The sequence below is a fragment of the Novilysobacter antarcticus genome, from assembly GCF_019802285.1.
GTDB lineage: Bacteria > Pseudomonadota > Gammaproteobacteria > Xanthomonadales > Xanthomonadaceae > Novilysobacter > Novilysobacter antarcticus.
This window is the reverse complement of sequence record NZ_JAIEUJ010000001.1, coordinates 170,204-182,397: the sequence shown is the minus strand read 5'-3', so window position 1 is coordinate 182,397 and position 12,194 is coordinate 170,204. Positions and strand designations below refer to the sequence as shown.

At 66.3% G+C, this 12,194-nt stretch carries 13 protein-coding genes; 9 read left to right on the top strand and 4 right to left on the bottom strand.

The features are described 5' to 3' along the window. Positions 1-37 precede the first annotated feature (37 nt). From hpf to ptsP, 7 genes are all read left to right on the top strand, one after another. Positions 38-367 carry a ribosome hibernation-promoting factor, HPF/YfiA family gene (gene hpf, locus KZ491_RS00875; RefSeq protein ID WP_222564000.1) on the top strand — a complete coding sequence of 110 codons (330 nt, stop codon included), beginning with the start codon at positions 38-40 and terminating at the stop codon, positions 365-367. A gap of 5 nt (positions 368-372) precedes the next feature. Next, complete coding sequence (locus tag KZ491_RS00870) at positions 373-870, top strand: PTS sugar transporter subunit IIA (RefSeq protein ID WP_222563999.1); 498 nt, start codon at positions 373-375, stop codon at positions 868-870. Between the two features lie 7 nt (positions 871-877). Then, complete coding sequence (hprK, locus tag KZ491_RS00865; RefSeq protein WP_222563998.1) at positions 878-1,834, top strand: HPr(Ser) kinase/phosphatase; 957 nt, start codon at positions 878-880, stop codon at positions 1,832-1,834. Between the two features lie 4 nt (positions 1,835-1,838). Next, entirely contained in the window at positions 1,839-2,765 is a 927-nt protein-coding gene (gene rapZ / locus KZ491_RS00860; protein ID WP_222563997.1) for an RNase adapter RapZ, read from the top strand. Positions 2,766-2,834: 69 nt separating this feature from the next. Then, positions 2,835-3,227 carry a PTS sugar transporter subunit IIA gene (locus KZ491_RS00855; protein ID WP_222563996.1) on the top strand — a complete coding sequence of 131 codons (393 nt, stop codon included), beginning with the start codon at positions 2,835-2,837 and terminating at the stop codon, positions 3,225-3,227. A gap of 51 nt (positions 3,228-3,278) precedes the next feature. After that, complete coding sequence (locus KZ491_RS00850; RefSeq protein WP_222563995.1) at positions 3,279-3,548, top strand: HPr family phosphocarrier protein; 270 nt, start codon at positions 3,279-3,281, stop codon at positions 3,546-3,548. A 6-nt stretch (positions 3,549-3,554) separates the two neighbouring features. Next, complete coding sequence (gene ptsP, locus KZ491_RS00845) at positions 3,555-5,276, top strand: phosphoenolpyruvate--protein phosphotransferase (RefSeq protein ID WP_222563994.1); 1,722 nt, start codon at positions 3,555-3,557, stop codon at positions 5,274-5,276. Here ptsP and KZ491_RS00840 read toward each other — a convergent pair. Then, positions 5,273-5,680: a hypothetical protein gene (locus tag KZ491_RS00840; RefSeq protein ID WP_222563993.1), complete on the bottom strand. Its 408-nt coding sequence runs from the start codon at positions 5,678-5,680 to the stop codon at positions 5,273-5,275. The two genes, ptsP and KZ491_RS00840, sit on opposite strands and share 4 nt — an antisense overlap. Positions 5,681-5,828: 148 nt before the next feature. Here KZ491_RS00840 and mgtE point away from each other — a divergent pair, with 148 nt between their 5' ends. Together mgtE and KZ491_RS00830 are read left to right on the top strand one after the other, a co-directional pair. After that, positions 5,829-7,190 (top strand): magnesium transporter, encoded by a 1,362-nt coding sequence (mgtE, locus tag KZ491_RS00835; RefSeq protein WP_043958290.1) that lies wholly within the window; start codon positions 5,829-5,831, stop codon positions 7,188-7,190. Between the two features lie 61 nt (positions 7,191-7,251). Next, the gene (locus tag KZ491_RS00830) at positions 7,252-8,547 is read left to right on the top strand and encodes a DUF2254 domain-containing protein (RefSeq protein ID WP_222563992.1); all 1,296 of its coding nucleotides are present in this window, start codon (positions 7,252-7,254) and stop codon (positions 8,545-8,547) included. A 6-nt stretch (positions 8,548-8,553) separates the two neighbouring features. Here KZ491_RS00830 and KZ491_RS00825 read toward each other — a convergent pair whose 3' ends face one another. From KZ491_RS00825 to hsdR, 3 genes are all read right to left on the bottom strand, one after another. Then, positions 8,554-9,135: a hypothetical protein gene (locus KZ491_RS00825; protein WP_222563991.1), complete on the bottom strand. Its 582-nt coding sequence runs from the start codon at positions 9,133-9,135 to the stop codon at positions 8,554-8,556. A gap of 99 nt (positions 9,136-9,234) precedes the next feature. Beyond that, the gene (locus tag KZ491_RS00820; protein WP_222563990.1) at positions 9,235-9,651 is read right to left on the bottom strand and encodes a VOC family protein; all 417 of its coding nucleotides are present in this window, start codon (positions 9,649-9,651) and stop codon (positions 9,235-9,237) included. Positions 9,652-9,798: 147 nt separating this feature from the next. Further along, positions 9,799-12,126: an EcoAI/FtnUII family type I restriction enzme subunit R gene (gene hsdR, locus KZ491_RS00815; RefSeq protein WP_222563989.1), complete on the bottom strand. Its 2,328-nt coding sequence runs from the start codon at positions 12,124-12,126 to the stop codon at positions 9,799-9,801. Positions 12,127-12,194: the final 68 nt, after the last annotated feature.

Here is a 12,194-nt window from a genome sequence, read left to right as displayed (position 1 = left end):
ATGCTGGTCTCCCGTCGCCAGGTAAAGGAGTCTTTCCATGCGGATTGAAATCTATGGCCAGCAGCTTGACGTCACCCCCGCCCTGCGCGAGTACGTGGAGACCAAGTTCAGCCGCCTGCAACGACATTTCGAGCAGCCTTTCGAAGTACGCGCCCAGCTGGGACTCGACAAGCCTGACCATCGCGCCGAGGCCAACGTCATCTGTGCCGGCCGCACGCTGCATGCCGACGCGGCAGCACCGGACATGTACTCGGCGATCGACCTCCTCGTGGACAAGCTCGACCGATTGCTGCTCAAGCACAAGGGCAAGCAGGTGGACCAGTCGCGCCGCGCCGAAAGCCTCTCCCGAATCGGTGAAACCGGTTAGCCAAGATGCCCCTGATTGACCTTTTGAGCGCCGGACGCGTAGCCATCGTGTCCGGCAGCCGCGACCGCGCCGCGGTGATTGATGCCGCCGCGCGCCTGCTGGCCACGCCAGCGGGCGATGACACGACGTCCGCAGCGGTACTCACCCCCGACGCGGACCTGATCGGTGACAGCCTGCATGCGCGCGAGCGCCTCGCCAGCACCGCGATCGGCCACGGTGTCGCCATCCCGCACGGCCGGCTGGATACCATCGACGACAGCCGTGGCGCCTTCCTGCGCCTGGCCGAGCCGGTCGACTTCGGCGCCGCCGACGGCATCCCGATCGACCTGGTCATGGCCATGGTCGTGCCGCTGCATTCGAACATAAAGCACCTGGAGCAGCTGGCGGAACTCGCCGAGTACTTTTCCGACCCCGCGTTTCGCCGGCGCCTGCGCGAGGCCGGCGACACCGCCGAGCTGACCCGCTGCCTGTTGGCCGCCCCCGCCTGCCCCAGCGTGGCCTGAGATGCCTATGTCCAGTGCCCGCATCAGCGCCGAGGACCTGTTTGAACGGCAGCGCGAACGCCTGCAGCTGCGCTGGTTTGCCGGCCAGGCGGGCCGTGGACGCGTGCTCGAGGCAGTGGACACGCTGGACCGGCGTCCCTCGCTGGCGGGCTACCTCAACGCCATCTACCCCAACAAGGTGCAGATTCTTGGCTCGGAAGAGCTGGCCTGGCTCGACTCGCTGGACTCGCGCCACCGCTGGGAAACCATCGAGAGGATCATCCAGTTCCGGCCGTTGGCGATGGTCATCAGCAAGGCGCAGGACTGCCCGGCCGACCTGCTGGAAGCCGCCGAGGAATCGATGACCCCGCTGTGGGGTTCACCGCTGCGGGGTCATGAGCTGCTCAACCACCTGCAGTACCAGCTGGCGCGCACGCTCGCGCCGCGCGTCACCCTGCATGGCGTTTTCATGGAGATCTATTCGATCGGCGTGCTGATCACCGGGGATGCAGGTGCCGGCAAAAGCGAGCTCGCGCTGGAATTGATCAGCCGCGGCCATCGGCTGGTCGCCGACGATGCGCCCGAGTTCACCCAGATCGCTCCCGACGTGCTCGATGGCACCTGTCCGGAATTGCTGCAGGACCTGCTGGAGGTACGTGGCCTGGGCGTGTTGAACATCCGCCAGATGTTTGGCGACACCGCCGTGAAGAGCAACAAATACCTGCGCCTGATCACCCACCTGACCCGGCCCGGTGATGGCCCTGCCGACTCCGACGGGCTGGAGCGCTTGACCGGCGACAATTCCGCGCGCCGCGTGCTCGATCTGGACGTGCCGATGACCACCCTGCCGGTCATGCCCGGGCGCAACCTTGCGGTGCTCGCCGAGGCCGCGGCCCGCCTGCACAGCCTGCGCATGAAGGGCATGGACCCCGCCGCGGCGTTCATCGCGCGGCACAGCAACTTTCTGGAACGCGGTAGCCCCTGACGCCATGGACAAGACCGAAAACGCCCTCCCCCCGCACCCCACCGATGACAAACCGGTCGTCGACGCGTCACTGGTCATCGTCAGCGGCATGTCCGGCTCGGGCAAGTCCGTCGCCCTGAAGACCTTCGAGGATCTGGGCTACTACTGCGTCGATAACCTGCCCGCCGAGCTGCTGCCTGCGTTCGTTCGCGCGGCCACCGCCAATCTGGCCGAGACCGAAACCGCGAAACTGGCCGTCGGCATCGACGTACGCACCAGCCACCGCGACCTGGCCAGCATCCCCGGATGGCTCGCCGAACTGGGCAAGATGGGCATGGACCCACGGGTGATCTTCCTGGAGACCCGCGACGACATCCTGATCAAGCGCTACGCCGACACCCGTCGCCGCCATCCACTCAGCCACCTGGGCCTGGCGCTGGCGGATGCGATCGCGCTGGAGCGCCAGGTGCTGCGGCCGCTGCGACAGCTGGCCGATTCCCAGCTCGATACCAGCGAGCTCAACGTCCATCAGATGCGGCGTCACATCATCACCCGCTTCGCGTTGGGCGACACCAGCACCGTCTCGCTGCTGTTCGAGTCCTTCGCCTACCGCCACGGCGTGCCGGCGGATGCCGACTTCGTGTTCGACGCGCGCTGCCTGCCCAATCCGCACTGGGATCCGGGCCTGCGGCCACTGTCCGGGCGCGATGCACCGGTCGCGGAGTTCTTCGCCAACCAGCCGCTGGTGAATGAGTTCGCCAATCAGGTTGGCGCACTGCTGGAAACCTGGTTGCCGCGCCTGCACTCCGATACCAGCCGCAGCTACATCACCGTCGCCTTCGGTTGCACCGGCGGACGTCACCGCTCCGTCTATCTGGCGGAGCGCATGGCGCAGCGCGCCCGCGAACAGGGCTGGGACGAGGTCGCGGTGCACCACCGCGAACTGGACTAGAGCGCAGTTCCGCCGCATCGCGATGACGCCGGCTATCGGCACCTGACCGGCGTCTGTTAACTTTGCCGCATGTCTGTCGGTATTCTCCTGCTCACCCACGAAGGTATCGGCAGCACCATTCTTGCGGTCGCGTCCGGCCTGCTCAATCCACTCCCGTTGCGGGTGGAGGTGCTGGAGGTTGGCTTCGACAGTGACCCCGATGCGATGTTGCCAAAGGCCAGTGCGGCGATGCGCCGCGCGGACGATGGCGATGGCGTGCTGGTGCTGACCGATATGTATGGTGCAACCCCCAGTAACCTGGGGGCCGCACTGGCGCGCCTGGGCACGCGCGTCCACCGCGTCTCCGGGCTCAGCCTGCCCATGTTGCTGCGGGTGCTGAACTACGCGGAGCTGGGATTGGATGAACTGCCGGCGGTCGCAGCGGCTGGCGCGCGTAACGGCGTACGCCAGGACGACGCATGAGCCCACCCACCCGCACCCGCTTGTCTTGATGACGGTTTCCGGAACACTGCCATGATTGAACGCGAATTGACCGTCTCCAACCGCTTGGGCCTGCATGCCCGCGCGACCGCCAAGCTGGTCCAGCTGCTGTCGGGCTACCGATCCAGCGCGACCCTGATCGCCAAGGGTCGCCAAGTGAACGCCAAGAGCATCATGGGCGTCATGCTGCTGGCTGCCGGTCAGGGCACCCAGATCCGGCTCCGGGTGGAAGGCGAGGACGAGGCCAGCGTCGCCGACGCGGTCGCGGCGCTGTTCGAGCGCCGCTTCGACGAGGACCAGTAACCCAGCATGCGGCAGGAACTAACCGGACTGGCGGCATCGCGTGGCAGCGCCCTCGGCCGGGCACGCGTGCGCCTGCCGCACGTGGTCGACGTGGTCGCCGAGTACATCGACCCGGCGGATGTGGATGCCGAGCTGGCCCGCCTGCATGACGCCATCGACCGGGTGCGGACCGAGATGCACGCCATGCGCGACCGCCTCCAAGGCGCGCTGGCCCACGAGCTCGGCGAGTTCCTCGACCTGCATGCGCTGCTGCTGGACGACCCGGAGCTGCTGCACGGCTTGGACGAGCTGATCCGTACCGACCACAGCAGTGCCGACTACGCGCTACGCCAGCAGCGCGACCGGATCGCGGCTGTGTTCGCGCGGATGGACGACGATTACTTCCGCAGCCGCATGGATGACATCGATCAGGTCATCGCGCGCGTCCACGCCAGCCTGCATCGTCGCCTGCACGACACCACCGGGGTTGCCGGGGAAATCCTGGTGACCGACAACGTCGCCCCCGCCGAGCTGGCCCAGCTGCAGGAGCAGGGCGTGGTCGCCATCGTGACCTCCTCGGGCAGCGTGCTCTCGCACAGCGCGATCCTCGCCCGCAGCCTGCACCTGCCAATGGTTGTGGGCGTGCCGGGGCTGCTGCAGCGGGTCAACGACGGCGATGCGCTGATCGTGGACGGTGGCGCGGGGACCGTGGTCATCGAACCGCGCGCGCCGGACCTGCGCACCCACCGCGCGCAGCTGCGCGCGCAATCGCGCGACCAGCGCGAGCTCAACCGCCTGCGCAGCGAGCCCAACCGCAGCCGCGACGATGTCAGCATCGAGGTGCACGCCAACGCCGAATCGCGCGAGGACGTGGCCGAAGCCCACGCCCTGGGTGCGACCGGCATCGGCCTGTACCGCACTGAATTCCTGTTCCTGCGCAGCAACGAGCTTCCCGACGAACAGGAGCAGTTCCACGCCTATCGGGATGTCGTGCTGGGCATGAGCGGTCGCCCGGTCACGATCCGCACCCTGGACCTGGGCGCGGACAAGGCCGACCGCACCGGCCTGGCACTGCGCGATGAGCCCAACCCGGCGATGGGCGTGCGCGGCATCCGCCTGTCCCTGGCGCGTACCGGTCTGCTGGAAACCCAACTGCGCGCGATCCTGCGCGCCTCCGGCTACGGACCGGTCCGCATCCTGCTGCCGATGGTCACCATGCGCGAGGAGGTCCGCACCGTGCGCGCCGAGCTGGAGCGCATCCGCGCCGCGCTGCGCAGCGAAGGCCACGAGATCGCCCCGCATGTCCCCCTGGGCACGATGATCGAGGTGCCGGCGGCGGCGATCGCCCTGTCGGGTTTCATCAGCGAAATCGATTTCGTCGCCATTGGCACCAACGACCTGATCCAGTACCTGCTCGCCGCCGACCGCAACAACGACGCGCTCGGCGAGCTGCACACCCTGCTCCACCCGGCGGTGCTGCGGGTGATGCGCGATGTGTTGCTGCTGGCGAAGAAACACGCAATCCCGGCGTCGGTATGCGGCGAGATCGCCGGCGATGCACGCTTCAGTCCGCTGCTGCTGGCCCTAGGGCTGGAGCAGTTCAGCGTGCACCCCAGCAGCTTGCTAGAAGTGCGTCGGACCATCCGATCATGCGACGTGCATGCACTGCGCGCCCGGGCACCGGCCCTGATGCGCGCCCGTGACCGCGCCCAGATCGAGCAGTGGATGGCGCGCCAGGCCGCCGGCTAGTCGCCGGGCGCCTCGACCACGGGTGCGCTGCAGTTGCCCGGTCCGGCCTTCACTGCCGCCAACACCATCTTCGTATCGCGATCGACCATCACGAACAGCGTGCCGTCGCGGACCCAGTCCCCGGTCTCGTCGCTGCCGGTGGCATCGTTGCTGCGGGCGAAAATACCCGAGCGGTCATCGCCAACCTGCACCTCGATCTTGGACGACATGGACGGTGGAACGTCCCAACTAACCTTGGCCCGGTAGGCGCCGTCGGCCGTGCACCCGGTGCCCACCTGATTCACGCTGAACTCCACCCCCGGCTCGAAGAACGGCAGCTGCTCCGGCGTGGGAGGCGCGCTGCAGGCAGCCAACGCAAGGGTGATTGACAGCGCTGCCGCAACGGGGACGAAACGTGGTGCCATGTTGAACAATCCGGTAATTGAATGCGGCATACCAATACCATGAAGCACCCGTGGGTGTGCAGCGCCGGCCGCAGCGCGGATAATCAGCCCTCCACCGACAACACTGATCGCATCCATCTCGGATGCGGCTTCCGCACAAGGAGCACGCATGGCCGAGACCGTCCGCCAGGACAAGACGTCGCATCAGTTGCGCCTGCTCGCCGATGCGCTCGACAGCGGTCGGCTGGGCCCGATCCGGCGTCTGGTCAACACCCTGTCGCCCGCGGAAATCGGCAACCTGCTCGAGTCGCTCCCTTTGGACGAGCGCGTCGTGGTCTGGGGCCTGGTCGATCCGGAAGACGACGGCGAAGTCCTGCTGCACGTCGGTGACGAGGTCCGCGAAAGCCTGCTGGCGGACATGGACGCGGATGAAATCGTCGCCGCGGTGGAAGACCTCGACATCGACGACCTCGCGGACCTGGTCGGTGACCTGCCCGCCACGGTGCTCGACGAGGTCCTCAAGTCGATGGACCGCGAGCACCGCGAGCGTCTGGAGCAGGCACTGTCCTACCCCGAGGACACCGCCGGGCGACTGATGAACCCCGATGTGGTCACGGTGCGCGCCGACGCCACGGTGGACGTGGTGTTGCGCTTCCTGCGCCTGCGCGGCGAACTGCCCGAGCACACCGACTATCTCTACGTCGTCAGCCGCCGGCACCAGTACCGCGGCCGCCTCGGCTTGGCCACGCTGCTGACCCACGACCCGTCCACGCCCATCAACCGGCTGCTGGATTCCGAGCAACCGGCGTTCGACGTTGAGGATTCCAGCGACGAGGTCGCGCGCCAGTTCTCCGATCACGACTGGCTCAGTGCCCCGGTGGTGGACAACAACCACACCCTGCTGGGCCGGATCACGATCGATGACGTGGTCGACATCATCCGCGACCGTGCCGATCACCAGGCGCTCAGCGCCGCCGGTCTGGCCGAGGACGAGGACATGTTCAGCCCGGCCCGGCGCGCCTTCCGCCGCCGGCTGGTGTGGCTGGGCGTGAACCTGTGCACCGCGTTCCTCGCCGCCGGTGTCATCGGCCAGTTCGAGGGCTCCATCGACAAGATCGTGGCGCTGGCGATCCTGATGCCGATCGTCGCCGGTATGGGCGGCAATGCCGGCACCCAGGTGCTCGCACTCATGATCCGCGCGCTGGCCCTGGACCAGATCGGCTCCTCCAACATCGGCGCACTGCTGCGCAAGGAACTGCGCGTCGCCCTGATCAACGGGGTGTGCCTGGGCATCGGGCTGGGCCTGATCGTGCTGCTGTGGTTCCGTGACCCACTGCTGTCGGCGGTCATCGGTACCGCGCTGACCATTAACCTGCTCACCGCCGCGGCCGGGGGTGTGATGGTTCCGGTGACCCTGAAGCGCATGGGCTTCGACCCGGCCCTGGCCGGTGGCGTCGTGCTGACCACCATCACCGACGTGATGGGGTTCCTCAGCTTCCTCGGTCTGGCGACGCTGGTGCTGCTGCGTTGAAGACGGGTGCGGCGCGCACCGCTGCTAAGCTGGCTTCGGATTCCGGCCGGAGCGGCTGATCATGTTTTCGCGCTTGCAGTGGCTGGTCCTTCAACTCTCCCGGCAGATGTGGGTGCGGGCCACGGCGTTTTCGCTGCTCGGAATCGTTACCGCGCTGGCCGCGATACTGCTCAAGCGCTTCATTCCCGACGAGCTCACCACCCAGATCGGCGCGACTGCGGTCGGCAGCCTGCTCAACATCATCGCCAGCAGCATGCTGGCGGTGACCATCTTCTCGCTGAGCACTATGGTCGCCGCGTTTGCCTCCTCGACCAACAACGTCACCCCGCGCGCGACCCGCCTGCTGAGCGCCGACAGCACCGCGCAGAACGCGCTGGCGACCTTCGTTGGCTCCTTCCTTTTCAGCGTCGTCGGCATCATCTGCCTGCACACCGGCCTGTACGGCGACAGCGGCCGGGTCATCCTGTACGCGGTGACGCTCGGCGTGCTCGTGATCATCGTGATCACCCTGCTGCGCTGGATCGACTATGTGCTTGAGCTCGGCCGGGTCGGTCCCACCAGCGAGCGCGTGGAGAAGGAAGCCACCGCGTCAATACACGCACGCTACAAGCTCCCCTACCTGGGCGGGGCGCCGCTGCACGGGGACAGCGACGCGACCGACAGCCCGGGAATGCCGGTAACTGCGCAGAAGATCGGCTACGTCCAGTACATCGACATGGGCGCGCTGCAGGAGCTGGCCGAGGACGCGGACCTGCACGTGGTGGTCCACCTGCTGCCCGGTGACCTGGCGGGACCGGGCCGACCCGTGGCATCGGTCACCGGCACCCACGATGAAGAGATCGCCCGCAAGCTGGCCAAGGCGTTCAATATCTCGGCCGAGCGCTCGTTCGACCAGGATCCGCGACTGGGGCTGTGCGTCATGGCGGAAATCGCCTCGCGCGCGCTGTCCCCAGCGGTGAACGACCCAGGCACCGCCATTGAGATCCTGAGCCGCGGCGCGCGCGTACTGGCCCAATGGTCCGCGCCCTACACCGACGGGTTGGACAAGGATGAGGAAGTCCGGTTTTCCCGCATCCGCGTGCCGGGGGTGAAGCTGGACGATCTGTTCGATGACTTCTTCGTGGCCATCGCCCGCGATGGCGCCACCACCGTGGAGGTGGCGATCCAGCTGCAAAAAGTGCTGCACATGCTGGCCAGCATCGACCAGGTCCGCTACCGGCAGGCGGCGTTGGAACAGTCCCGCAGCGCGCTGGCACGCTGCGAAAACGCGCTCACCCTGCCCGATGACCTGCAGCGCGTGCGCGCCGCCGCCGAGCGGGTGGCCCAGGCGGCGGGCGGCGTGTCGGCTATCGCCTGAGCGGCATCAGTTGACGTCGAACTTGCCCTCCACGTCGTAGATCTCGTGGGTGCTGTCGATGTTGGTCCGCTGCAACTTGCCGCTGAAGTGTCCGGCAGCGCGTTTCCCGTCCTCGTAGGTCTCCATCACGATGCGCATCGGCTGACGCACTCCTTTGGAGGAGAACGCCATCGACGGACCCTGCTGACGATCGGTGCCGGCATCGGTATCAAAGTTGAAGGTCGCCTCCGAGACGCCAGCGGACTCGGTGGACTCGCCCACTCCCGCCGGCTGCGTGCCGAGGATCACCCCGGTCAGAACATGCTTGCCATCGGTCGAGCGCAGGCGGTCGTTGGGCGACACCGTCAGGCTGAACATGCTGTCGGACAGATAGGTGCGCAGCTCACGCGTATCGCCCGGGACCTCGAATGTCGCCGGCTCCGGAAACAGGGGCCCGCTGATCGTGAAGGTCAGCCCGTCCACCGACTGTGCCGCGGCCGGTGCGCTGTCGCTGGCGCTCGCGTTGGCCGCCTCCGCGCCGGGGTCCGCGCAGGCCGCCAGCAGACCGACACACACCACCATTCCCACCTTGCCCAAAATGTTCTTCATCAAGCGCGTCATTGTTTAGCTCCCTGTGTGGTTCCGGTCGTCGTGATCGACGCCGCTGCGGACTTGCAGTGCACGGAGCATAGCCGGACGTGATCGGGATCACCCCTCAGGCGGCCCCTTGAGCTCGACCCGGTTGCCTTCCGGATCGAGCACGTACTGCGACGGCCCCTGCCCCAGCGCCCCATAGCGCGACCCGAACTCGCCCATCTCCACGCCGTGCGCACGCAGATGCGCCTCGATGGCCGCGCGATCAAACGGCAGCACCTGCACACACAGATGGTCCATGTTGTGGCCCTCCGCACCGGGCGCCGCGCCACCCTTACGACCCAGCTCCCCGGCGACATCGACCAAGTCAATCAACGAATCCCCCGCCCGCAGCTGCAGCAGGCCTATCTCGTCCTGCCGCCGCTCGACCGTGCAGCCGAGCACCTCGCAGTAGAAAGCCTGCATCGCGGCCATGTCGCGCACGCGCAGGACGACGTGGTCGAGGCGTTGGAGGGTGAATGGGATTGGCATGGCGGTCGCTCCTTTGGGATTAGAGAGGGACTAGCGCGAAGAACGGGAAGCACCCCCGACAGTCCAATTCATCTCTCACGACACCACGCGCTAGGATCATCGCTCACGCAGCCTCTGAAGGCCCGCATCGCCCTCGAAGTGCACCGTCTATCGTGGACCCTCATAGAGGTACTTTTGGAAGCCGATAAACACGTTCCGGATCTGCTCGGGTGTGCCCAAGTCGGCTGCCGCGTCGGATATGGCGCGGTATTTGAGTCGCAACAACGGTGACAGTTTGTCGAGGTCGAGTTCATCGACGCCCTGGCTCACGTAGTGGCCGAGTACGAACTCCAGGAAGGAAAGTTGTCGGTTGCTCCTATAGGTACTGCTGATGCGCGCCTTTGCCATCACCGCCCGCTCCTCACGTGTCATCGGCGGACGCGTGTAAGCGACGTAACTCAACACGTCAAATAGGTCGCTGTCTTCGGCTTCGATAGCCCTCTGCATTTCGGCCAGCGCGTCGCGGCCGAAGCCCTTCTCGCCCAGCCCAGTCAGCAGCGCCTTGCGGGTCGCGGGCTCGCTCCATATCTCCCGCAGCTGATCTTCGTCTTGGAAGAACTCCGGCAACGTGCCAAACAGGCTTTCAAGAAACTGCGCGGCCGACATCGGCTTGCCGTCGGCGCTCCAGAACGTCGTGGCCATCATGCTCTGGATCTGGCGTGCCTTGCCGTCGGCCAGCTTGACGTGGATCTTCGCCGGCCGCGGCTCGGGCGGCGTAGGCTCGCGCGGCGGCGTCGGATTGTCGTCATCGCTGGGCGGGCGCGGACGCGGCGGCTCCGGATCGATCGGCTCGCCGTCCCATTCCGGGTCGCTGAAATGGTGGTGCGCCTTCACGAAATCGTAGACAGTGAAGAAATCCTTGCCGTCATACAGACGCGTGCCGCGACCGATGATCTGCTTGAACTCGATCATCGAATTGATCGGCCGCATCAGCACGATGTTTCGCACGTTCCGGGCGTCTACGCCCGTTGAGAGCTTTTGCGATGTGGTCAGGATCGTCGGAATGGTCTTCTCGTTGTCTTGGAAGTCGCGCAGATGCTGATTGCCGCGCTCGCCATCGTTTGCCGTGACCCGCACGCAATACATGGGGTCGGTGCTGGTCTTGGTCTGGTTGATCAGGTCACGCACCATCAGCGCGTGTTCTTGGGTGGCGCAGAACACCAGCGTCTTCTCGCGTTGGTCGATCAGGTCCATGAAGATCTTGACGCGGTACGCCTCGCGCTCGGGAATCACGATGACGCGGTTGAACTCGCTCTCGGTGTAGCGCCGGCCCGGCACCACCTCACCCTCCACCACGGCGTCATCGGGGGTGTAGGTGTAGTCGTCGATGGTGGTGGCGAACTGCCTGACCTTGAAGGGCGTCAGGAAGCCGTCGTTGATGCCTTCCTTCAACGAGTAGCTGTACACCGGCTCGCCGAAATACGCGTAGGTGTCGGCGTTGGTGTGGCGCTTGGGCGTGGCCGTCAGCCCCAACTGCACGGCCGGCCTGAAGTACTCCAAGATCTCCCGCCAGCTGCTCTCGTCCTTCGCACCGCCACGGTGGCATTCGTCGATGACGATGAAATCGAAGAAGTCCGGCGGGTAGTCACCAAAGTACGGCGTCTCCCCCGGCCCGCTCATGAAGGTCTGGAAGATGGTGAAGAAGATGCTGCCGTTCTTCGGCACCCGGCCCTTCTTGCGGATCTCGTCCGGGGCGATGCGCACCAGCGCGTCCTCGGGAAACGCGGTGAACGCGTTGTAAGCCTGATCGGCGAGGTTGTTGCGGTCGGCCAGAAACAGTACGCGCGGTCGGCGGGTGGGCTCGTCGTTGCGCTTCCAGTCCGCAAGGTTCCAGCGGCTGTGGAACAGCTTCCACGCCAACTGGAACGCGATGAAGGTCTTGCCGGTGCCAGTGGCCAGCGTCAGCAGGATGCGGTCGCGACCTTCGGCGATGGCATCGAGCACGCGCTGGATGGCGATGTCCTGGTAGTAGCGGCCCTGCCACATGCCGCCCTTGTCCTCGAACGGGACCGCGGCGAAGCGGTCGCGCCAGGCGTTGGCGGTGGCGTAGGTGCGCGCCCAGAGTTCCTCGGGGCCGGGGAACGCGACCACGTCGCCCTCCGTGCCGGTCTCCATATCAATCGCATAGATCTTCTGGCCGTTGGTCGCATAGGTGAAACGCACCGCCAGCTTGGCCGCGTACTGCTTGGCCTGCCCGACGCCCTCGGTATGCGGCTTGTCCCACGCCTTGGCCTCGATCACCGCCAACTTGGTATTGCGGTACACCAGCACGTAATCGGCAATCTCGGCCCTGGCGCGCTGACCGTTGCCTTGTAGGCGACCCGGGGCGATCACGCACTGGCGCTCGCGCAGGACACGACTGCCTTCGACCACACCCCAGCCCGCGACCTTCAAGGCGGGGTCGATGTGTTCCGCTCGGGTCTCGGACTCATTCAAAGCGCTGCTATCCCCCTCATAACAAGGGGAGAGTAACGTCTGAAGAGGCCTCGGGACATTACGCGCTG

Coding starts and splice junctions, on each gene's coding strand:
- ptsP (WP_222563994.1), top strand. CDS start 3,555: ATGCGGCAGGAACTAACCGGACTGGCGGCATCGCGTGGCAGCGCCCTC.
- KZ491_RS00870 (WP_222563999.1), top strand. CDS start 373: ATGCCCCTGATTGACCTTTTGAGCGCCGGACGCGTAGCCATCGTGTCC.
- KZ491_RS00820 (WP_222563990.1), bottom strand. CDS start 9,651: ATGCCAATCCCATTCACCCTCCAACGCCTCGACCACGTCGTCCTGCGC.
- KZ491_RS00840 (WP_222563993.1), bottom strand. CDS start 5,680: ATGGCACCACGTTTCGTCCCCGTTGCGGCAGCGCTGTCAATCACCCTT.
- hpf (WP_222564000.1), top strand. CDS start 38: ATGCGGATTGAAATCTATGGCCAGCAGCTTGACGTCACCCCCGCCCTG.
- hprK (WP_222563998.1), top strand. CDS start 878: ATGTCCAGTGCCCGCATCAGCGCCGAGGACCTGTTTGAACGGCAGCGC.
- KZ491_RS00830 (WP_222563992.1), top strand. CDS start 7,252: ATGTTTTCGCGCTTGCAGTGGCTGGTCCTTCAACTCTCCCGGCAGATG.
- KZ491_RS00825 (WP_222563991.1), bottom strand. CDS start 9,135: ATGAAGAACATTTTGGGCAAGGTGGGAATGGTGGTGTGTGTCGGTCTG.
- KZ491_RS00850 (WP_222563995.1), top strand. CDS start 3,279: ATGATTGAACGCGAATTGACCGTCTCCAACCGCTTGGGCCTGCATGCC.
- KZ491_RS00855 (WP_222563996.1), top strand. CDS start 2,835: ATGTCTGTCGGTATTCTCCTGCTCACCCACGAAGGTATCGGCAGCACC.
- rapZ (WP_222563997.1), top strand. CDS start 1,839: ATGGACAAGACCGAAAACGCCCTCCCCCCGCACCCCACCGATGACAAA.
- mgtE (WP_043958290.1), top strand. CDS start 5,829: ATGGCCGAGACCGTCCGCCAGGACAAGACGTCGCATCAGTTGCGCCTG.